We start from the raw sequence: 21,944 nt of genomic DNA on the forward strand, positions 1-21,944 counted from the left end.
GCTCGATCACCTGCTTCACCGCTTCGGCCTGGAACTCATCCGTGTACTGCTTGCTGTTGCCCATAAACACCTCGGTCATTGCCATCAATTATGGCAACCGGATGTCTACGAAAGGCTGGCCGGTCCACCCCCGGAAATGGTGACTTGCGCCAAGCCCTGCGAAATCCATCCTACGTAGGCAAGTGTGGCGAGCATCAGCACCCGCACCGGGCTGGACTTGCTGCCTTTGGATATCACACCAATGCGGCTACCACTGGCCAGTTCTGACGCCACCACGACCTGCGCGCGCGCGCGACTCCACACCTTGCGATAGATTTTGTTCACGACCCCTTCCCCCTGCTTAGTCCGTCAAAGTGACGCTGCACGTCCGCGACGTCAGCGTGGTTGCTCGAGCGAGGTTTGATGGCTCGCTCGGTTGCTACGAAAGCGACGCATCCATGCATGCGTGAACCAAACTGATGGGCCGCGCGTGGCCGTGGGCGTACGCCTCAGATGGCGTCTTTCGCCCGTGGGCTGAAGGCGTGAGGTGTGCGCGCTTGACGCGCTGATGTGAGAGGAAGTGCGCAGCGCGCCTTCCGATCGATTGGCTCGGCCTAGTCCCATGAGATCTGCTCGCAAGGCAGGCCGAGCACGACTGGCGGGCTGGGCAGAATGTGAGGCGCGGCGGCTTCGCCCTGCAGCCAATGGATGCCCGCCTCCCACGCGGCGTCCATCTGCCGCCGCGTCCCGATCCCTTCAGCGACGACCACGGGCGCGAATGCCGCCGCCATGGCCGCCAAACGCTCGAGCTGCTCGGCTGCGACCCGATTGACGACCGCGTCGTGCACCAGGTCAGCGCTGATCTTGATGACCGAAGGCCTGATGGCACGCACGAAATCCAGACGCGTGTGGCCCACGCCCAGATCGTCGATGGCAATTCGGCAACCCAGTGCCTTCAGGCGCCTGACCAAGGCGACCGCGCGGTCGAAGTCACGCAAGGGCGCGGTCTCGGTGATCTCGAAGGTCAGACGCGAGGCGACACTGGGCCTGACCCTGAGTCGGTCCAGAACGCTACCCCACCAGCCCTCGTCCGGGACGAGGCTCAATGAGGACAGATTGCAACCAAGATTCAGGTCCGGCTGAGACTCCAGCGCGAGGATGACCGCCGTAAGCACCGCCTGGTCAAACAGGCGGACCAACCCCAGGCGTTCGAGCGCCGCGACCAGTCTGCTGGTGGACAGCGGGACCTCGTCGCCAAGGGCGACCATCCGCAGCAACGCCTCCTGGTAGAGCGGAGCGGCGGTCGTCCCCAGCGTTGACGCGGACGAAAGCCGGGAGGCAAGTTGCGAGGAACTGACGATGGGCTGGAACACCAGATGCGCGCGCCGCTGCGCCAGGGCCTCGTGGAAGGCCAGCGCCGCTTCCATGTCCAGTTCGTAGCCCAAGCGCCAGGACCACCCGCACTGCGGCGGCAGCAGCAGCGGCGCGCTGCTGTGCCGGCATTCGATTTCCTGAAGCTGGAAATGGCCTCCATCCATTTGCCTTAGCCCCGCGCCGAGCGCCGCGCGGCTTACGCCGACGGCAAGCAGCGCGCGCTGCGGCCCGAAATCGAAAGGCGTGGCGCTGAAGGCGCGCTGCCACCGCTCCACCAGTGTTGTTTCCGAGCGATCTCGCTCACAGCCGTCGTCAGCCCGCACGGAAGGCGGCGCCACCAGGAAGCGCTTGTCATCCACGACCGAAACCGAACCGCCCCACGCGTGCGCGCACCGCTGCAGGGCGCGCAGCGCTGAAACGGCGAACTCCTCGCCGTACACCGCTGCCAGGTGATCGCGGTTGTAGAGCTCGATCAGCACGGGCTCCGCATAGTCCAGCGGCGCTCCTGCCGTTGGCCCCGTACCCACAAGGCGCTGCGCGTCAAGCTGGCCAAAAGTAGTGGGTGGGTACACAATGGATCGCTTGTGTGACGATCCGCACAGATGACGCAATTCGCTGTTATTTGCCCTGTTCAGCCTCGCAAATCACCCTGTGGCGATAAGGATCCGTTCTGTCAACACAAGGTGTGACCCCCGGCATACTTTGATCAGTCTTGTTCCATGGACAACGGACATTGCTGCTCGCCTTAGGGAAGCCACGCCTGCCTTCTCAAGGCGGTTCCCCCACCATGATCATTGGTTACGTCAGGGTCTCGACCGAGGATCAAAACCTCGATCTGCAGATCCAGGCCCTGCAGCGTCTGGGCTGCGCTCGCATCTATCAGGACCGCGGTGTCTCGGGCGCAACCCGATCCCGACCGGGTCTGGACAAATTGATGGCCCAGCTCAAACCCGGCGACACGTTGGCCGTGTGGCGACTGGACAGACTCGGTCGCTCGTTGCCGCATCTGGTCCAGATGCTCGAAGCGCTGGGCGATCGGGGCGTGGCCTTCCACTCCCTGACCGAAAACATCGACACCTCGACCTCAGGCGGGCGGCTGGTCTTCCATTTCATGGCGGCACTTGCCGAATTCGAGCGCACGCTGATCAGCGAGCGCACGCGGGCCGGGCTCGCTTCGGCGCGCATCGCAGGCAAACGCATCGGTCGTCAGCCGCTTCTCGATATCGGGCAGCTTCATGCGGCCGCGGTCCTGCGCGACGAAGGTCAACAGTCGTTGACAGAAATCGCGCGGGATCTTGGCGTCCATCCGCGCACGCTGCAGCGCGGACTGAGGAAGCTGAGCGCGTCGACGGATCGGGAGGGCATCGTTGGCATGCAGTAAATAACTCCGCGCCGATGTGGGCCGATAGACAGACTGAGCATCCGTATTCCGTGCGCGGATCCGGTTGACGGAGCTCAAAGCCCTGAACGCGCGTTTCGGCTTTGCTTGAACCTTGCTGTCGGCGATTTATTGGCACGGCTTATGCACGTGTCGCCCTGAAGGTTTTACCTACCAGGGCGCCTGGCGGCTTCTGTGTCCGCGCGCGTGCCTGCACCAGGAAGGACACTGAGGATTAGGATCCGATCATGATCGTCGGCTACGCGCGCGTTTCCACGCATGAACAGAATCTCAAGCTGCAGCTGCGGGCGCTGGAGGCCAGCGGATGCGCCGCAATTTTCTCGGACCAGGGCGCCTCCGGCAAACTCGCCACACGTCCCGGGCTCAGCCAGGCGCTTGAGGGACTGGAGCCTGGTGGCAAGCTGGTGGTCTGGCGACTGGATCGACTAGGCCGCTCGCTCGTGAATCTGGTCCGGTTGCTGGACGATCTGGGCCAGCGCGGCATCGGCTTTCAGTCGATCACCGAACACATCGACACCTCCTCCTCGGGCGGTCGCCTGGTGTTCCACATGATGGCGGCCCTGGCCGAGTTCGAGCACAACCTGATCAGCGAGCGCACGCGCGCCGGTGTCGCGGCCGCCCGCGCGGAAGGCAAGCGCCTGGGTCGGCTGCCCTCCTTGAGCCTGACGCAATGCCGGCAGGCCTGCCATCTGCGGGATCTGCACGCCTGGAGCACCAGGCAAGTCGCCGAACAGCTGGGGATTCATCGGCGAACGCTCCTGCGGCATATCGCGAAGGCACAGCAGTCCGGCCAGCTGTCTTACAAGGACGAACTCGTTTCACATGCGGACTGTCCCGTTTGCGCTTCAGGTGCGATTCCCTATTTCAGCGACTTGCGTGATCACCTTTAGCGGTCGGCCCGGTGCCTGAGAAGCGACCTGGTCTGGTGGATGAACTGAGCGTGCCGGGCCAAGGGACTGGGCTTGGACACCCCCTGCAACCAGAAAGCCCGGCGGATGCCGGGCTTTCTGGTGTCGCACTTCGCGAACGGATCAGGCGGCGGTCTTCTCGCCGGCCTGGTAATCCTCGATCTGGTCGAAGTTCATGTAGCGATAGATGTCCGCGGCATTGGCGTCGAGCACGCCGATGTCGGCCATGTACTCGGCCTTGGTCGGGATGCGGCCCAGGCGCGAGCAGATGGCGGCCAGCTCCGCCGAACCCAGGTACACGTTGGAGTTGCGCCCCAGACGGTTGGGGAAGTTGCGCGTCGAGGTGGAGAACACCGTCGCGCCCTCCTTCACCTGCGCCTGGTTGCCCATGCACAGCGAGCAGCCCGGCATCTCCATGCGCGCGCCGGCGGTGCCGAAGGTGCCGTAATGGCCTTCCTTGGTCAGCTCGGCGGCATCCATCTTAGTCGGCGGGGCGACCCACAGCTTGGTCGGGATGTCGCGCTTGCCTTCCAGCAGCTTGGAGGCCGCGCGGAAGTGGCCGATGTTGGTCATGCACGAGCCGATGAACACTTCATCGATCTTGGCGCCGGCCACTTCGGACAGGGTCTTCACGTCGTCCGGGTCGTTCGGGCAGGCCAGGATCGGCTCGTGCACGTCGGCCAGGTCGATCTCGATCACCGCGGCGTACTCGGCGTCGGCGTCGGCCTTGAGCAGCTGCGGATCGGCCAGCCAGGCCTTCATCTTGTCGATGCGGCGCTGCAGGCTACGCGGATCCTTGTAGCCCTGTTCGATCATCCAGCCCAGCAAGGTGATGTTGCTGTTGATGTACTCGATGATCGGCTCCTTGTTGAGGTGCACGGTGCAGCCGGCGGCCGAACGCTCGGCCGAGGCATCGGACAGCTCGAAGGCCTGTTCGACCTTCAGGTCCGGCAAGCCCTCGATCTCCAGGATGCGGCCGGAGAAGATGTTCTTCTTGCCCTGCTTGGCCACGGTCAGCAGGCCCTGCTTGATCGCATACAGCGGGATGGCGTTGACCAGGTCGCGCAGGGTCACGCCCGGCTGCAGCTTGCCCTTGAAGCGCACCAGCACCGACTCGGGCATGTCCAGCGGCATCACGCCGGTGGCCGCGGCGAAGGCGACCAGGCCCGAGCCGGCCGGGAACGAGATGCCCACCGGGAAGCGGGTGTGCGAGTCGCCGCCCGTGCCGACGGTGTCGGGCAGCAGCATGCGGTTGAGCCAGCTGTGGATCACGCCGTCGCCCGGGCGCAGCGAGATGCCGCCACGGGTGGAGATGAACTCCGGCAGGGTGTGGTGGGTCTTGACGTCCACCGGCTTCGGGTACGCGGCGGTGTGGCAGAACGACTGCATGACCAGATCGGCCGAGAAGCCAAGGCAGGCCAGGTCCTTGAGCTCGTCGCGGGTCATCGGGCCGGTGGTGTCCTGCGAGCCGACCGAGGTCATCTTGGGCTCGCAGTAGGTGCCCGGGCGCACGCCCTGACCTTCCGGCAGGCCGATGGCGCGGCCGACCATCTTCTGCGCCAGCGAGAAGCCCTTGCCGGTGCCGGCCGGCTGCTGCGGCAGGCGGAACAGGTCGGTGGCCGGCAGGCCCAACGCCTCACGCGCCTTGGCGGTCAGGCCGCGGCCGATGATCAGCGGGATGCGGCCGCCGGCGCGCACCTCGTCGAACAGCACCTCGGACTTCACCTTGAACTCGGCGATGACCTGGCCGTCCTTCAGCGCCTTGCCCTCGTACGGGCGCAGCTCGATCACATCGCCCTGCTCCATCTGCGACACGTCCAGCTCGATCGGCAAGGCGCCTGCATCTTCCATGGTGTTGTAGAAGATCGGGGCGATCTTGGAGCCCAGGCACACCCCGCCGAAGCGCTTGTTGGGGATGTAGGGAATGTCCTGCCCGGTCCACCACAGCACGCTGTTGGTCGCGGACTTGCGCGAGGAGCCGGTGCCGACCACGTCGCCGACGTAGGCGACCAGGTGGCCCTTGTCCTTGAGGTCCAGGATGGCCTGGATCGGGCCGCGCTTGCCGTCCTCCTCCGGCACGAACGGCGCGCCCTCGCGCTTGTTCTTCAGCATCGCCAGCGCGTGCATCGGGATGTCCGGTCGCGTGGTGGCGTCCGGAGCCGGCGACAGGTCGTCGGTATTGGTCTCGCCCGGCACCTTGAACACGGTCAGGGTCATGGAGGCCGGCACTTCCGGCTTGCTGGTGAACCACTCGGCCTCGGCCCAGCTACGCAGCACGGCCACGGCATTGGCGTTGCCGGCGTCGGCCTTTTCCTTGACGTCGTGGAAGGCGTCGAACACCAGCAGGGTCTGCTTGAGGCCGTCGGCGGCGATGGCGCCGACGGTGGCATCGTCCAGCAGCTCGATCAGCGGGTGCACGTTGTAGCCGCCGAGCATGGTGCCCAGCAGTTCGGTGGCGCGCTCGCGGCTGATCAGCGGGGTCTGCTCGCTGCCGAAGGCCAGCGCCGCCAGATAGCTGGCCTTGACCTTGGCGGCGTCGTCCACGCCGGCCGGCACGCGGTGGGTGATCAGGTCGACCAGGAAGTCGGCCTCGCCCGCCGGCGGGTTCTTCAGCAGCTCGATGACCTGCGCGGTCTGCTGGGCGGTCAGCGGCAGCGGCGGAATGCCCAGCGCGGCGCGCTCGGCAACGTGGTGGCGATAGGCTTCCAACATGTGCGACTCCGGTACGTAACGTGTGTGAAGAGGGAGCGGGTCAGACCCGCGGCGCGATCAGCTTCAATCCCTTGAAGTAGTCGCGGTAAAAGGCGTGGTTGTGGGTGATCAGCGCATCGCACTGCAGCAGCGCGTGGGCCCCGATGAGGAAATCGGGCAGCGCATGCGGCCCGCCGCCGCGCTGGCGGTAGCGGCGCTGCATCTCGCCGGCGCGCAGGGCCGACTTGGATTCCAGCGCGCTGAAATGGATGCCCATCTCCTCCAGCACCGTCAGCGCCTCGGCGCCGTTGCGCAGGGCGCTGCAGACCTCGGCCAGGGCGATGTCGCAGACCACGACCCGGCCGCTGGCCAGGCATTGGCGCAGGCAGGCCTCGGCCGCATCGGCCTGCGGGCCGTCGGTCAGCAGGTCCACCAGCACGGGCGAATCGATGGCGATCACAGGCGCAGGGTCAGCGCTTGGCCGGCTCGCGGGCGGCGCGCACGGCGGCCTCGGGCGAGTCGAAGCCGTCCAGCGCGAAGCGCCCACGGGCCTTGGAGATCGCATCGTCCACGCTCTTGCGCAGCACGATGCGGCTGCCGTCCAGCTCTACCTTCAGCAGCGTGCCCTTGGTCAGCCCCAGGGCATCGCGCACCGCCTTGGGCAGGGTGATCTGGCCGCGTTCGGCAACGGTGGCTTCCATGAGTGCACCTCTTGAAGTATGCACGGATTATACATACTTGGATCTCCATACCGATAGCGGAATCGTGCGCCGGCAGGCACACAGCAGGCCATCCGGACACTCCCCAGTCACGCCGGAAGGCCGATACTGAATAGCGAGGCCGTCATCGAACAGCCAGCGCCGGGCCACCAAGTCCTGGCGCAAGTCACCTCGAACAGGAGCCCGAGCATGAGCGATACCTTCAAGACCCGCAGCACGCTGGACGTGGCGGGAACCTCCTATACCTACTTCAGCCTTCCCAAGCTCGGCGAGCGCTTCGACATCGCCCGCCTGCCCTACTCCATGAAGATCCTGCTGGAGAACCTGCTGCGCGGCGAGGACGGCGTCAGCGTCACGCCCGAGCACATCGAGGCGGTGGCCAAGTGGGACGCCAAGGCCGAGCCGGACACCGAGATCGCCTTCATGCCCGCGCGCGTGGTGCTGCAGGACTTCACCGGCGTGCCTTGCGTGGTCGACCTGGCCGCCATGCGCGATGCGGTGGTCAAGCTGGGCGGCAAGGCCGAGCAGATCAACCCGCAGATCCCTTCCGAACTGGTGATCGACCACTCGGTGCAGGTGGACGTGTTCGGCAAGCCCGACGCGCTGGACCTCAACGGCAAGATCGAGTTCCAGCGCAATGCCGAGCGCTACAGCTTCCTGCGCTGGGGCCAGAAGGCCTTCAACGACTTCAAGGTGGTGCCGCCCAATACCGGCATCGTCCACCAGGTCAACCTGGAGCACCTGGCGCGCGTGGTCATGACCGCCGACAAGGACGGGGTCAGCTACGCCTATCCGGACACGGTGTTCGGCACCGACTCGCACACCACGATGATCAACGGTATCGGCGTGCTGGGCTGGGGCGTGGGTGGCATCGAGGCCGAGGCCGCGATGCTGGGCCAGCCGTCCTCGATGCTGATCCCGCAGGTGGTGGGCTTCGAGCTGACCGGCAAGCTGCCCGAGGGCGCCACCGCGACCGACCTGGTGCTGACCGTCACCCAGATGCTGCGCAAGCTGGGCGTGGTGGGCAAGTTCGTCGAGTTCTACGGCGAAGGCCTGCAGCACCTGCCGCTGGCCGACCGCGCCACGATCGGCAACATGGCGCCCGAGTACGGCGCGACCTGCGGCATCTTCCCGGTCGATGCCGAATCGCTGAACTACCTGCGCCTGTCCGGCCGCAGCGAGGACCATATCGCCTTGGTCGAGGCCTACGCCAAGGCCCAGGGCCTGTGGCACGACGCCAGCAGCCCGCATGCCCAGTACAGCGCCACCCTGCACCTGGACATGGGCGAGGTGAAGCCCTCGCTGGCCGGCCCCAAGCGCCCGCAGGACCGCGTCCTGCTGAGCGACATGCAGAAGAACTATCGCGACAGCCTGGCGCCGTTCGCCGAGGCGCGCGAGAAGAAGCGCACCAGCGACGCGCGCCAGGTGGACCGGCTGGCCAACGAGGGCGGCGGCGGCACCGCCGTCGGCGCGCACGAGTCGGTCAACGAGCCGGCCGCCAGCAGTGGCGCGGGCTGGGAGCTGAAGGACGGCGCGGTGGTGATCGCCGCGATCACCTCCTGCACCAACACCTCCAATCCGGCGGTGATGCTGGGCGCCGGTCTGCTCGCCCGCAACGCGGTGGCCAAGGGCCTCAAGTCCGCGCCGTGGGTCAAGACCTCGCTGGGCCCGGGCTCGCTGGTGGTCACCGACTACCTGAAGAAGGCCGGCGTCATGGACGACCTGGAGAAGCTCGGCTTCTACCTGGTCGGCTACGGCTGCACCACCTGCATCGGCAACTCCGGCCCGCTGCCGGAAGACGTCTCGGCCGCCATCGCCAAGGGCGACCTGGTGGTGACCTCGGTGCTGTCGGGCAACCGCAACTTCGAAGGCCGCGTGCACCCGGAAGTGAAGATGAACTACCTGGCCTCCCCGCCGCTGGTGGTGGCCTACGCGATCGCCGGCACGACCGACATCGACCTGACCACCCAGCCGCTGGGCAAGGGCAGCGACGGCCAGGACGTGTACCTCAAGGACATCTGGCCGACCAACAAGGAGATCGGCGACTTCATCGCCAAGACCATCGGCCCGGAGATGTTCAAGAAGAACTACGCCGACGTGTTCAAGGGCGACAGCCGCTGGAACAACATCGCCTCGCCCGACGGCGGCCTGTACCAGTGGGACGCCAAGTCGACCTACATCAAGAACCCGCCCTACTTCGACGGCATGTCGGCGCAGTCGGGCACCATCGACGATGTGCACGGCGCGCGCGTGATGGGCATCTTCGGCGACTCGATCACCACCGACCACATCTCGCCGGCCGGCAACATCAAGAAGGACTCGCCGGCGGGCCGCTTCCTGCAGGAGCGCGGCGTGCAGCCGGCCGACTTCAACAGCTATGGCAGCCGTCGCGGCAACGACGATGTGATGGTGCGCGGCACCTTCGCCAACATCCGCATCAAGAACCTGGTATTCGGCGGCGAGGAAGGCGGCAACGCGCTGTATTACCCCAAGGCCGGCGGCACGCCGGAAAAGCTGGCCATATACGACGCGGCGATGAAGTACAAGGCCGATGGCGTGCCGCTGGTGGTCCTGGCCGGCAAGGAATACGGCACCGGCTCCTCGCGCGACTGGGCGGCCAAGGGCACCAACCTGCTCGGCATCAAGGCCGTGATCGCCGAGAGCTTCGAGCGTATCCACCGCTCCAACCTGGTCGGCATGGGCGTGCTGCCGCTGCAGTTCAAGAACGGCGAGAACGCGCAGACCCTGGGACTGGACGGCTCGGAAGTGATCGACATCACCGGCCTGGATGACGGCACGTCCAAGACCGCGCAGGTCGTGGCGAAGAAGGCCGACGGCAGCGAGGTCACGTTCGAGGTGCGCGTGCTGCTGCTGACGCCCAAGGAAGTCGAGTACTTCCGCCACGGCGGCCTGCTGCACTACGTCCTGCGCCAGCTCGCCGCCAAGCAGGCGGCCTGACCTCGGAATCGATGCACCCGCTCCCGCGCATCCGCGCGGGAGCGTTCGAATCCGCGCAACCCTCTGCGCCACGGCCGCCCGTTCATGACATGCATGGCGCCGGTGGCCCATCAGACATCAGCGAGCACATCGTCGTTCCCGCGAACGCGGGAACCCATGGACTTCCGCACAGACAGTCAACGGCACTGGATGGTTAGACATGGGTCTGTCAAGAAGCACTTCCCGCGTGCGCGGGAATCCGGATCTGACCGGTCGCCCTTGAAACGACCGCGGCCGGCGCGCCAATGCTGCGCAAGCCCTGGACTTTCTTCTGCGCAAGACCGGTCCAAACCGCGCGCCATCGAGCGCCCCTTCAGCCCTCCGCGCCTGATCCCTCCGCCCTGACCATTCGGAAAGGTATGGAAAGATTCCGGTTTGCGGCGACTGCCGGTATGCTCATCGCGATTTTTCGGGGGAAACGCCGGATCGGCCGGCCGCGCCTCGACCCTAGCACCCTGGGAGGGGCTTGACACGATGACGCAGGAACGGCCCTGGTTTGCCAGCTATCCCGCAGGAGTTCCGCACGAGATCGACGTCGATGAGTACCGCTCGATCGTCGATGTGCTGGACACGGCCATCGCCACCTACCGCGACAAGCCGGCGTTCTCCAACTTCGGCAAGGTGCTGACCTACGCCGACATCGACCGCCTCAGCCAGCAGATGGCCAGCTACCTGCTGCATGAGCTCAAGCTCAAGCGCGGCGACCGCGTCGCGGTGATGATGCCCAACTGCCTGCAGTACCCGATCTCGATCTTCGGCATCCTGCGCGCCGGGCTGACGGTGGTGAACGTCAACCCGCTCTATACCGACCGCGAGCTGCACCACCAGCTGCACGATGCCGGCGTGTCGACCCTGATCGTGGTCGACAACTTCGGCGTCACCGCGCAGAAGGCGCTGGAAGGCAGCGGCGTGCGCCACGTCATCACCACCGCACTGGGCGACATGCTGGGCTTCCCCAAGGGCCCGCTGGTCAACTTCGTCCTGAAGTACGTCAAGAAGATGGTGCCCGATTACGAGATCGCCGGCGCCGTGCGCTTCAAGGACGTGCTGCGCCAGGGCAGCAGGCCGCTGCCCCAGCTGGACATCCAGCCCGACGACATCGCCTTCCTGCAGTACACCGGCGGCACCACCGGCGTGGCCAAGGGCGCGATGCTGACCCACCGCAACCTGGTGGCCAACATGCAGCAGGCCTCGACCTGGGTCGGCATCAAGACGCGACCGGGCGAGGAGTACATCATCACCGCGCTGCCGCTGTACCACATCTTCGCCCTGACGGCGAACTGCCTGGTCTTCATGAAGTGCGGCGGCCTCAACCACCTGATCACCAACCCGCGCGACATGAAGGGCTTCGTCAAGGAGCTCTCCAAGGCGCCGTTCACCGCGATGACCGGCGTCAACACCTTGTTCAACGGCCTGCTGAACACGCCGGGCTTCGACCAGATCGACTTCAGCCATCTGCGCCTGACCCTGGGCGGCGGCATGGCGGTGCAGCGCAGCGTGGCCGAGCGCTGGAAGAAGGTCACCGGCGTGACCCTGATCGAAGCCTACGGCCTGACCGAGACCTCGCCGGCGGCATGCATCAACCCGATGGACCTGGCCGACTACAACGGCGCCATCGGCCTGCCGGTGCCCTCGACCGACTGCTGCCTCAAGGACGACGACGGCAAGACCCTGCCCGGCGGCGACGACACGGTCGGCGAGCTGTGCATCAAGGGCCCGCAGGTCATGAAGGGCTACTGGAACCGTCCCGACGAGACCGCCAAGGTCATCGATGACGAGGGCTGGCTGCACACCGGCGACATGGCGCGGATGGACGCGCGCGGCTTCTTCTACATCGTCGACCGCAAGAAGGACATGATCCTGGTGTCCGGCTTCAACGTGTATCCCAACGAGATCGAGGACGTCATCGCCGGCATGCCCGGCGTGCTGGAAGTGGCCGCGGTCGGCGTGCCGGACGAGCACTCCGGCGAGGTGGTCAAGGTCTTCATCGTGCGCAAGGACCCGGCCCTGAGCGAGGCCGACGTCAAGACGTTCTGCCGCGAGAACCTCACCGGCTACAAGCAGCCGCGCCGGATCGAATTCAGGGACGAGCTGCCCAAGAGCAACGTAGGCAAGATCCTGCGCAAGGAACTGCGCCAACAGGAGAAAGCCGCGCGCTGAATGCGGCGGCGTGCGGTCGCCGGCGTCACGCCGGCGCGCCACACATTTCAGGAAGTGTGCGCCCGCCGCAGGCCGTCGGCGAGGGCCTCTGCGCGCTTTGGTGATGTCTATCACACTAAAAACGGACTTTCGCCCGGGTTACTCTAAGTCATTGAGTCACGGGCTTTTTTTGACGCATTTAACACTTGGTTCAGGTGTAGGATCGGCGTCGCCGCGGCCCCCGACGCGGCGACGACCCCCTTCTCTCTCACGCCCTTCAAGAGATCGCCGCCATGAACCTGATCGAAAAGCTCCAGCCGCGTCAGCGCACCTACTCCACCATCCGCACCGAAACCACCCACGAGGGCAACGCGCACTGGCTGTACATGCATGCCGACGCCGCCACCGGCGTGCGCCCGTGCTGCCGCAAGGACATGCTCGACGAGATGTGGGCGGTGATCAACCAGATCACCCTGCCCCCCTCGCAACGCGCCAGCGGCGCGCTGCGCCACTTCGTGCTGGCCTCGGACGCGGCCGCCTACAACCTGGGCGGCGATCTGAACCTGTTCACCCAGCTGATCCGCGAAGACAACCGCGACCAACTGCTGGCCTATGCCCAGCGCTGCGTGGAAGGTGTGCACCACCTGCACGTGGGCTTCGGCGGCGACGTGCGCAGCATCGCGCTGATCCAGGGCGATGCGCTGGGCGGTGGCCTGGAGATGGCGCTGGCCTGCCACACCATCGTGGCCGAGGAAGGCTGCGGCATGGGCCTGCCGGAAGTGCTGTTCGGCCTGTTCCCGGGCATGGGCGCCTACTCGTTCCTGTGCCGTCGCGTGGCGCCGCAGGTGGCCGAGAAGATCATCCTGGAAGGCCGCGTCTACAGCAGCGAGGAGATGTACAAGCTGGGCGTGGTCGATATCCTGGTGCCCAAGGGCCAGGGCGTGGCGGCCGTCGAGGACCTGATCCGCACCCAGCGCCGCATTCCGCATTCCTATCTTGCGATGAACTCGGCCCGCAACCTGGCCCAGGCCGTCAGCTACGACGAACTGCTGGAGATCACCAAGGTGTGGGTGGAAACCGCGCTGGCCCTGGGCGACAAGTCGCTGCGCACCATGGACCGCCTGGTCAAGGCGCAGACCCGCCGCGCCAGCCTGGACGTGGTGGCCTGATCAGCGGGAATGGATTCCAACCCGGCCACCGGCCGGGTTGGTCATTCCATCAAACCTGAAGACCCTGCGCACCCGTTGTCTCGGGCGCGGGATGATCAACGCTCGCCGCCATCGCGCGCCTTGCGGCGCTGCTGTGCACGCGCGGCCAGCGCCTCACGCCCCATGCGGAAGTGGCCGTCGAGCTGGTGCATGCGCTGGCGCCATTCGGCCAGCATCTGCCAGTCGGCCATGCGCATGAACTGACCGCTCTCCTCGGCCAGACGCGACATGCCCAGGTTGCCGGCGACACCCTTAAGCGCATGTGCGTATTCGCGCATGCGTTCCCAATCCGGCTGCTCGCCGGCGCGCAGCATGCCGTGGAAACAGGCCTCGGCGTCGTTGAGGCATTGCTGGACGAATTCCTGTTCGAAGGCCTCGCCCATGCCCAGCTGCAGCAGTTCGTCCAGCACGTGCGGATCGAACACCTCGGCCTGGCTCGCGCCGGCCGCCTCGTTGCCCCGCGCCACGCCAGGCTTGGCAGCCGTCTGCCGCAGACCACTGTTGCTGGCGATGTCGTTGAGCGCATCCAGCAGCTTGCTCGCCACCACCGGCTTGGCCAGGAAGGCGTAGGCGCCGGCCTGCTCGCAGCTGCTGATCGATTGCGGGGTGACATCGGCGCTGAGCACCAGCACCGGCGTGCGCGGCCCGCCGCCGGCCTGCATTACGCGCAGCTCCTTGAGCAGGTCCAGCCCGCTCATGCCGGGCATGTGCAGGTCGATGATGGCCGCGTCGTAGTCGGTCACCGCCAGGGCATCGAGCACCTCCTCGCCGCCGTTGACGCAGACCACGCGGTGGCCGGCCTTCTGCAGCAGGCGCTGCAGCACCATGCGGTTGGCCTCGTGGTCGTCGGCCACCAGGATCTGCATGCTGCGCACGCGCGCACGATGACGCAGGAAGGGGTCGGAGAAGGCGATGACATTCTCCGCGCGGACCTCCTGCGCGGTGCCCGCCTCGGCCCAGTCCTCGACCTCGTCGACGTCCTCGGCCAGCGCCGGCACCATCGGCGTCTCGCTGGGCACCACGCCGTCGAACGGCACTTCGACCCAGAAGGTGCTGCCCAGACCGACTTCGCTCTCGAAGCCGATGGCTCCGCCCATGGCCTCGGTCAGGCCCTTGGCGATGGCCGCGCCCAGGCCGGTGCCTCCGTAGCGACGGCTCAGGCTGACATCGGCCTGCTCGAAGGCCTCGAACAGCCGGTCCTGCAGCCGCGGCGGGATGCCCACACCGGTGTCGATCACCGTGAAGCGCAGGCGCACGCGCGCATCGATCGAGGGCACGGTGACGACCTGGATGCGCACGCCGCCGCGGTCGGTGAACTTGACCGCGTTGCCGACCAGATTGATCAGCACCTGACGCAGGTGGCGCGCATCGCCCATCAGCGTGGCCGGCACGTCGTCGGCGAAGTGGACGGTGTAGTCCAGCTTCTTGGCCTTGGCCTGCGGCAGCATGATGAAGCCCACATGCTTGACCAGCTCGCGCGGGGCGAACTCGCTGATGTCCAGGCGCAGCTTGCCGGCCTCGATCGCCGAGATGTCCAGCACCTCTTCCACCAGCGCCAGCAGGCTGCGGGCCGAGGCCTGGATGGTGTTCAGGCATTCGCGCTGCTCGGCGTCCAGGCGCGTGGTGGCCAGCACCTCGGTCATGCCCGACAGGCCGTTGAGCGGCGTGCGGAACTCGTGGCTCATGTTGGCCAGGAAGCGGCTCTTGGCCTCGCTGGCGCGACGCGCCTCGGCGCTGGCACGGGTCAGCTTGCGCAGCAGGTTGGAGAAGTACAGCGGTACCGCGGCCAGGCCGCCGATCAGGCCGATGCCCAGCTTCAGATTGGACAGCCAGTAGTCGGTCATCAGGACCGTGGTGGTGAAGCTGACCATCGCCATGGCCACGGCCAGGTACAGATAGTTGTTGCCATAGCGCATGCCGTTGCCGACGGTGACCCACATCACCACCACATACACCCAGCCCAGCGGCTCGCCCATCTGGATCATGCCGGCGGCCATCAGGCCGTAATCGGCGAGCATGCCGATGATCCGGCGCGTGTCCGAGCGCTCCGGACGCAGCCACATCCAGCCCAGCAGGATGCAGCCCAGGGTCAGGCCGCTGAGCACGATGGCCAGCACGCCCTCGTACTGTGCGGCCGGCAGCTGCGCGCGCACCGGCGGCAGCAGCACGTACATCAGGATCAGGCTGATCAGCGCGATCCGGACCAGGGCCTGGCCGTGTTCGTTGTCGCGACGCGCCGGCAGGCGCTCTTTGAACTGTTGCAGCAGGGCGGCCATGGGACTACTCCAATCCGGGGCGTGCTTGCAGCGTCGAATAACGGTCGCAGATCTGGTCCAGCCGCTCGCGGCCGCGGAACAGCGCGTCCACGCAGGCCGGGTCGAACAACCGCCCGCGCTGCGCGTAGAGATAGGCCAGCGCCGCATCGCGCGTCCATGCCGGCTTGTAGGGGCGTGCGGAGATCAGCGCGTCGAACACGTCGGCCACCGCCACGATGCGCGCCTCGATCGGGATCTGCTCACCGCGCAGGCCGTCGGGATAGCCGCTGCCGTCGAAGCGCTCGTGATGGCGCAGGGCGATGATCGCGCCGGTCTGGATCAGCCGGTTCTGGCTGCCGCTGAGCAGCTCATGGCCGATCTTCGGATGCCGGCGCATGACCGCCAGCTCCTCGGCGTCCAGCGGGCCGGGCTTCATCAGCACCGCGTCGGGGATGGCGATCTTGCCCATGTCGTGCAGGGGCGCGGCCAGCTCGATCGCGCGCACGTCCTCCTCGCCCATGCCCAGCTGCTCGGCCACCAGCGCGGCGATGCGCGCCATGCGTTCCAGGAAGGCGCTGGTGCCGCTGTCGCGGTACTCGATGGCGCGGGCCAAGCGCGAGAGCGTCTCGCGCTCGCGCTCCTCGACCTCGTGCATGCTCGACAGCAGGCGCTGCTCCAGCGACAGCGCGCGCTGCTTGACGTTCTCCGACTGCTGGCGCAGCTGCAGCAGGTTGCGGCAGCGGGCGCGCAGCTCGCGCGGGCGCACCGGCTTGACCAGGAAATCGATGACCCCGGCCTCCAGCGCGGCCTGGCGGATCGGCTCGTCGCCGACCACGGTGATCAGGATCACCGGGATGTCGCGGTGCATGGGCAGGCGGCGGAAGCGGCGGGCGAACTCCAGCCCGTCCATGCCCGGCATGCGGTAGTCCAGCAGCAGCAGGTCGGTGCGGTGCTGGCTGCACCACTCCAGCGCCACCTGCGGGTCGCCGAAGTCGTGCACCGCCAGCTCGGTGGCGATGTCCTCGATCACGTGGCGCAGCATGGTCCGCGCGGACGCCTGGTCATCGATGATGACGATGTTCAATTCGCTACCTGCGCCATTGGACCAGCGTTGCTGGTCCGTCGGGGAGGACACCGCAGTGAACACGCGGCTCGGGGTAAGCATGAAACACCACCTCTCGGGGGATTACGAGGCTGCCAGAATGTGAAGGAACCCCGCCGCATCGGGATTCCCGCCTCGAATCGCGGCGCACGCCACGGATCGAGACCTACTGTCAAGCATGAAGCATGCCACCGAACCCGAGTCGGATCTTTCGGCAAAAAACCGTCAATCCTTGATGGAAAGACGTCCAACCCGGTGGAAAGGGGCCAAATGCCGCCGTTTCGAGGCGTTTGGTCCGCGCGCAAAAAGTTTCCTATGCAACCAATCGAGACCCGGGCAGGCTGGCCTGCCCGGCTGCGTCACTTTTCAACCCTGGGTCTCGGGCCGCATGTAGGGGAACAGCAGCACGTCGCGGATCGAGGAGGTGCCGGTCAGCAGCATGACCAGGCGGTCGATGCCGATGCCCAGGCCGCCGGTCGGCGCCATGCCGTACTCCAGGGCGCGGATGTAGTCGGCGTCGAAATGCATGGCCTCGTCGTCGCCGCTGTCCTTGGCCTCGACCTGGGCGCGGAAGCGCGCGGCCTGGTCTTCGGGATCGTTGAGCTCGGAGAAGCCGTTGGCGATCTCCTTGCCGTTGATGAACAGCTCGAAGCGATCGGTGTAGCCGGCCTCGGTATCGCTGGCGCGGGCCAACGGCGAGACCTCGACCGGGTGATCGGTGATGAAGGTCGGCTGCACCAGGGTGTGCTCGACGGTGGCCTCGAAGATCTCCAGCAGCAGCTTGCCCCAGCCCCAGGACGGCTTGAACTTGATGCCAAGCCGCTCGCAGTGGCGCCGCAGGGCGTCGCGGTCGGTACAGTCGGCGGCGGTGATCTCCGGGTTGTGATGGCGCACGGCCTCGTCCATGCGCCAGCGGCGGAACGCCGGGCCCAGGTCGATCCGCGCGCCGTCCCATTCCACCTGCGTGGTGCCGAGCACGGTCTGGGCGGTATCGCGGATCACGCCTTCGGTCAGGTCCATCACCTCGTGGTACGTGGCGTAGGCCTCGTACAGCTCGAGCATGGTGAATTCGGGGTTGTGGCGCGTGGAGACGCCTTCGTTGCGGAAGTTGCGGTTGATCTCGTACACGCGCTCCAGGCCGCCGACGACCAGACGCTTGAGATAGAGCTCCGGCGCCACGCGCAGGTACAGCTGCAGGTCCAGCGCGTTGTGATGGGTGGTGAACGGCTTGGCCGTGGCGCCGCCGGGGATGTAATGCATCATCGGCGTTTCCACTTCCAGGAAGCGGCGCGCGTCGAGCCAGGCGCGGATGGCGCGGATGATCTTGCTGCGCTTGATGAACACCTCGCGCGACTCGGGCGTCACGATCAGGTCGACATAGCGCTGGCGATAGCGCTGCTCGACATCGCTCAGGCCGTGCCACTTGTCCGGCAGCGGCCGCAGCGACTTGGTCAGCAGGCGGATCGTGGTGGCCTTGATCGACAGCTCGCCGGTCTTGGTGCGGGTCAGCGTGCCTTCCACGGCGATGATGTCGCCCACGTCCCAGCCCTTGAACGCGGTATAGGCCTCGCCCAGCGTATTGCCCTGCAGGAACAGCTGGATGCGCCCGGACTCGTCCTGCACCTGGGCGAAGCTGGCCTTGCCCATCACCCGCTTGGCCATCAGCCGGCCGGCCAGCTTGACCTGGCGATCCAGCCCTTCGAGCACCTCGGCGGTGAAGGTCTCCGCGTCGGCGAACTCGGCCTGCAGATCGCCGGCATAGACCTCGCGCTTGAAGTCGTTGGGATAGGCGATGCCCTGCCCGCGCAGCGCGGTGAGCTTGCCGCGGCGCTCGGCGATCAGGCTGTTCTCGTCGGTGGGCGTGGTGGTGGGCTGGTCGGTCATGGGGTGAGGACTAAGGTTGGGAGAAGTGAGAAGTAAGAAGCGAGCGAGAGCAGGAGACGACGAGTGTGGCGGCAGGCACGGCCCGCCTCGACTCACGTCTCACGCCGCTCCACGCACTCCTGCCTTCAGGCGTCGACGCGCTTGGCGCCCGCGTCCAGGCCGGACTTGAGGCTGGCCTCGAGGAATTCGTCCAGGTCGCCGTCGAGCACCTTCTGCGTGTCCGAGCGCTCCACGCCGGTGCGCAGGTCCTTGATGCGGCTCTGGTCGAGCACGTAGTTGCGGATCTGGCTGCCCCAGCCGATGTCGGACTTGGTGGCTTCCAGCGCGTTCTTCTCGGCGTTGCGCTTCTGGATCTCGATCTCGTAGAGCTTGGCCTTGAGCATCTTCATGGCGCGGTCGCGGTTGGCGTGCTGGCTGCGCTCGGTCTGGCAGGCCACCACCACGCCGGACGGCACATGGGTGATGCGCACGGCCGACTCGGTCTTGTTGACGTGCTGGCCGCCGGCGCCGGAGGAGCGGTAGACGTCGGTCTTCAGGTCGGCCGGGTTGATCTCAATGTCGATGTTGTCGTCGACTTCAGGCGAGACGAACACGCTGGTGAAGCTGGTGTGGCGCCGGTTGTCCGAGTCGAACGGCGACTTGCGCACCAGCCGGTGCACGCCGATCTCGGTCTTGAGCCAGCCGTAGGCATAGTCGCCCTCCACGCGGAAGGTCGCCGACTTGATGCCGGCCACTTCGCCGGCCGAGGCCTCCATCAGCTCGACCTTCCAGCCGCGGCCCTCGGCCCAGCGTAGATACATGCGCAGCAGGATCTCGGCCCAGTCCTGGGCCTCGGTGCCGCCGGCACCGGCCTGGATGTCGACGAAGGCGTTGGTGGCGTCCATCTCGCCGGAGAACATGCGCTGGAATTCCAGCTTGTCCACGTCGCGGGCGAAGCGTTCGACATCGGCGACCACCGCGTTGGCGGTGTCCTCGTCGGATTCCATCTCGGCCAGTTCCAGCAGCTCGCTGGCGCCGTTGAGGCCTTCGGTCAGGTCGCGGATTCCGTTGACCGTGCGGTCCAGCTGGGCGCGCTCGCGGCCCAGGTTCTGGGCGCGCTCGGGGTCGTTCCAGATATCGGGGTTTTCGAGCTCGCGCTCGACTTCTTCCAGACGCTCACGCTTGGCGTCGTAGTCAAAGATACCCCCTGAGCGAGCCCAGCCGCTCGGTCAGGTCGGCGATGCGCTGGCGGACGGGATTGAGTTCGATCATGGGAGCGATGCGATGCGTGGCAATGGATAGCCCGCCATTCTAGCAAGACTGCCTTAGAGGCCTCTTTTCGGGTCTTCGCAGGAGTTCGAGCCTGGTGAACAGACTTCGGTGCCCCGCCTCCACCCGGCCGGCCGCAGCTCCTCGGCTCGATCCGCCAACCAGGGGCAATTCTCGGATGGAGCCGTGACCGCCTCATGCCTGTGTGGGAGCCGCCATGGCGGCGATGAGGCTCTACCGGTAAAGCCCCATCGCCGCCATGGCGGCTCCCACCTCCCACCTGTAGAGCGGAGCTTGCTCCGCTGCTCTTCGTTCCGTTCATGGGAAAGGCCCCAGCGGAGCAAGCTCCGCTCTACAGGCAGACCGTCGCGAGATTTGAGGAGACAGTTGCTCCCACAGGGATTGGGCCGGCATTCCGCAAGGACTGATTGCACCGGCCGCCGCTGCGGACCGTGCCGGCCCGTTCTCTGCCTAACCGGCCACATCGAGGCCAGCAGCTGATGGATCAAACCATTTCAACTTTTGACTAGAAGCCCCCTGACTTAACGCGCGCAGCAACGGGCCGGCGGGCGGTGGCCGCGACCCCTCGCTCAGACCGCCGCGCGCAGCGCCGGCTGTCCTGCGTCCGAGTCGACCGGCTGCGCCAGCAGCCGCGTGGCCAGGGTGCGGGCGGCGGCGCGCAGTTCGGGCACGGCGGTGATCTCCCACAGCTGGCCCCGCAGCAGCGGGCCCAGGCAGTACAGGCCCGGCACCGCACTGCCGGAACGATCGCGCACCTGCAGACGCTCGTCCACGTCCACGCCCAGGCCAAGCGGGTCCGCACCCAGCAGGCCTGCGTCGCGCAGGGTGGCCACCAGCGGATGGCTGGTGCGCTCGATGTCGGTATCCAGTCCCGTCGCCCGGATCAAGACGTCGAAATGCCCGACCCACGCGCTGGTCGCGCCACGCGGCCGGACCAGCGCCTCGACCTCGTGCGCGCCCAGCCGCGCGCGCAGCAGACGTCCGGCCAGCACCCGCAGCTGGCCGCGATCCTGCAGGGCCTGCAGCTGCTCGGCGACCTTGGGCGCCACCCGATGGCGCAGCGCCTCCCAGTGCGAGCGCAGGTGGCGCAGAAACCGGGCGCGGTCGGCCTGATCCAGTCCGCGCCAGAATGGCTGCAGATGCGGGCGCAGCGCATCGATCAGGCGCCGCCAGTCGTCCACCACCACGGAGAGCTGGCGCAGTGTGCGCACCAGTCCGCGCAGGTCGTGGTCGCGCAGGCTCTGCTGCACGCTCGGCGGCAGCTCGAGCGGCGCCCCGGGCGCCTCCAGATGGGGCAGCGGCATCAGGCCATGGCGCGAGAGCACCGTGATCGGCCCGCGATGGTCGCGCTGGCGCAGCGTCACCACCACATCGGCCATGGTCAGTCCGGTGCCGACGATCAGCAGCCGCGCGTTCGGCGCGATGGCGTCGATCGCCCCGTCCTGCCACGGCCAACCGATGTAGCGCCGGTCCACCGCCAGGCGCGGGCCGACGCCGGCCAGGCGCTGCGGCGGCAGCGCGCCCACGCACAGCACCACGCTGTCGCTGAGGAAGTCCTCGCCATTGCCCAGCAGCACGCGGAAGCCGCCGGGCACACGGTCCACCGCGATCACCTCTTCCTCGATGCGGGCGAAGTTCTGGGCCTGCGCCGTGGCCTGGTGCAGCTGGTCCTGCAGATAGTCGCCGTACGCCAGCCGCGGCAGGAATCCCAGCCGCCCGCCCTCGCCCAGCGCCAGCGCATCGGCGAACCCGGTCGGCGCGTCGGCGACCAGGCCCAGGTCCTTGGCGCGCGCATTGAGCAGGTGCTCGGGCCGCGCGGCACCATAGGCCACGCCGCGGCCGAAGGTCTCCGGCTGACCGACCAGCGTGACGCGGGCCTGTGGCCCGCCCTGGCGCAGCAGCTCCGCCGCGAGCGCGCTTCCACAGAAGCCGGCCCCGATCAGGGTGATGTGCATGGCGATTCTTCCTGTCTCCCAGCGGAACGCCCATCTGACCGCAGCCCGATGTGCCCGGTGTAAAG

General features: G+C 67.0%; 15 protein-coding genes. 5 read left to right on the plus strand and 10 right to left on the minus strand.

Annotation, left to right across the window (positions count from 1 at the left end; translation table 11 throughout):
* Window positions 1–105: 105 nt before the first annotated feature.
* Together EAT51_RS19485 and EAT51_RS19490 are read right to left on the minus strand one after the other, a co-directional pair.
* Window positions 106–324, minus strand: coding sequence for an ESPR-type extended signal peptide-containing protein (locus EAT51_RS19485; RefSeq protein ID WP_130561922.1), 219 nt, complete (start codon window positions 322–324; stop codon window positions 106–108).
* A gap of 269 nt (window positions 325–593) precedes the next feature.
* Entirely contained in the window at window positions 594–1,832 is a 1,239-nt protein-coding gene (locus tag EAT51_RS19490) for an EAL domain-containing protein (RefSeq protein WP_130518606.1), read from the minus strand.
* Between the two features lie 308 nt (window positions 1,833–2,140).
* Here EAT51_RS19490 and EAT51_RS19495 point away from each other — a divergent pair, with 308 nt between their 5' ends.
* Both EAT51_RS19495 and EAT51_RS19500 read left to right on the plus strand, forming a co-directional pair.
* Entirely contained in the window at window positions 2,141–2,734 is a 594-nt protein-coding gene (locus EAT51_RS19495) for a recombinase family protein (RefSeq protein ID WP_130518608.1), read from the plus strand.
* A 245-nt stretch (window positions 2,735–2,979) separates the two neighbouring features.
* Window positions 2,980–3,642 carry a recombinase family protein gene (locus tag EAT51_RS19500; RefSeq protein WP_130518610.1) on the plus strand — a complete coding sequence of 221 codons (663 nt, stop codon included), beginning with the start codon at window positions 2,980–2,982 and terminating at the stop codon, window positions 3,640–3,642.
* Window positions 3,643–3,783: 141 nt separating this feature from the next.
* Here EAT51_RS19500 and EAT51_RS19505 read toward each other — a convergent pair whose 3' ends face one another.
* Genes EAT51_RS19505 through EAT51_RS19515 form a run of 3 tightly spaced genes read right to left on the minus strand, consistent with a single transcriptional unit; the run spans window position 3,784 to window position 7,052 of the window.
* Entirely contained in the window at window positions 3,784–6,372 is a 2,589-nt protein-coding gene (locus EAT51_RS19505) for a bifunctional aconitate hydratase 2/2-methylisocitrate dehydratase (RefSeq protein WP_130561923.1), read from the minus strand.
* A 40-nt stretch (window positions 6,373–6,412) separates the two neighbouring features.
* Window positions 6,413–6,811, minus strand: coding sequence for a type II toxin-antitoxin system VapC family toxin (locus EAT51_RS19510; protein ID WP_130518614.1), 399 nt, complete (start codon window positions 6,809–6,811; stop codon window positions 6,413–6,415).
* A gap of 10 nt (window positions 6,812–6,821) precedes the next feature.
* Window positions 6,822–7,052: an AbrB/MazE/SpoVT family DNA-binding domain-containing protein gene (locus EAT51_RS19515; protein ID WP_130518617.1), complete on the minus strand. Its 231-nt coding sequence runs from the start codon at window positions 7,050–7,052 to the stop codon at window positions 6,822–6,824.
* A gap of 207 nt (window positions 7,053–7,259) precedes the next feature.
* Here EAT51_RS19515 and acnA point away from each other — a divergent pair, with 207 nt between their 5' ends.
* From acnA to EAT51_RS19530, 3 genes are all read left to right on the plus strand, one after another.
* Window positions 7,260–10,028 (plus strand): aconitate hydratase AcnA, encoded by a 2,769-nt coding sequence (gene acnA / locus EAT51_RS19520; RefSeq protein ID WP_130518619.1) that lies wholly within the window; start codon window positions 7,260–7,262, stop codon window positions 10,026–10,028.
* A gap of 513 nt (window positions 10,029–10,541) precedes the next feature.
* The gene (locus EAT51_RS19525; protein WP_130518621.1) at window positions 10,542–12,227 is read left to right on the plus strand and encodes an AMP-binding protein; all 1,686 of its coding nucleotides are present in this window, start codon (window positions 10,542–10,544) and stop codon (window positions 12,225–12,227) included.
* 272 nt (window positions 12,228–12,499) lie between these two features.
* The gene (locus EAT51_RS19530) at window positions 12,500–13,375 is read left to right on the plus strand and encodes a crotonase/enoyl-CoA hydratase family protein (protein WP_130518624.1); all 876 of its coding nucleotides are present in this window, start codon (window positions 12,500–12,502) and stop codon (window positions 13,373–13,375) included.
* A gap of 95 nt (window positions 13,376–13,470) precedes the next feature.
* Here the strand turns inward: EAT51_RS19530 and EAT51_RS19535 are convergent, their stop codons facing one another.
* The 5 genes from EAT51_RS19535 to EAT51_RS19555 all read right to left on the minus strand — a co-directional run bounded on the left by EAT51_RS19535 (window position 13,471) and on the right by EAT51_RS19555 (window position 21,879).
* A complete protein-coding gene (locus tag EAT51_RS19535; protein ID WP_130518626.1) occupies window positions 13,471–15,690 on the minus strand; it encodes an ATP-binding protein in 2,220 nt (739 codons plus the stop codon).
* Between the two features lie 4 nt (window positions 15,691–15,694).
* Window positions 15,695–16,834, minus strand: a complete 1,140-nt coding sequence (locus EAT51_RS19540; RefSeq protein WP_130561924.1) for a response regulator — start codon at window positions 16,832–16,834, stop codon at window positions 15,695–15,697.
* A gap of 303 nt (window positions 16,835–17,137) precedes the next feature.
* Window positions 17,138–18,655 (minus strand): lysine--tRNA ligase, encoded by a 1,518-nt coding sequence (gene lysS / locus EAT51_RS19545; protein WP_130518630.1) that lies wholly within the window; start codon window positions 18,653–18,655, stop codon window positions 17,138–17,140.
* A 125-nt stretch (window positions 18,656–18,780) separates the two neighbouring features.
* Window positions 18,781–19,906 (minus strand): peptide chain release factor 2 gene (gene prfB, locus EAT51_RS19550; protein WP_130518632.1). Its coding sequence is split into 2 segments (ribosomal slippage): window positions 18,781–19,830 and window positions 19,832–19,906, totalling 1,125 coding nucleotides; the frame shifts between segments, so codons are not numbered across the junction.
* Window positions 19,907–20,493: 587 nt separating this feature from the next.
* The gene (locus EAT51_RS19555) at window positions 20,494–21,879 is read right to left on the minus strand and encodes an FAD/NAD(P)-binding protein (protein ID WP_130518634.1); all 1,386 of its coding nucleotides are present in this window, start codon (window positions 21,877–21,879) and stop codon (window positions 20,494–20,496) included.
* Between the last annotated feature and the right edge of the window lie 65 nt (window positions 21,880–21,944).

The organism is Pseudoxanthomonas winnipegensis (assembly GCF_004283755.1).
Taxonomy (GTDB): domain Bacteria; phylum Pseudomonadota; class Gammaproteobacteria; order Xanthomonadales; family Xanthomonadaceae; genus Pseudoxanthomonas_A; species Pseudoxanthomonas_A winnipegensis.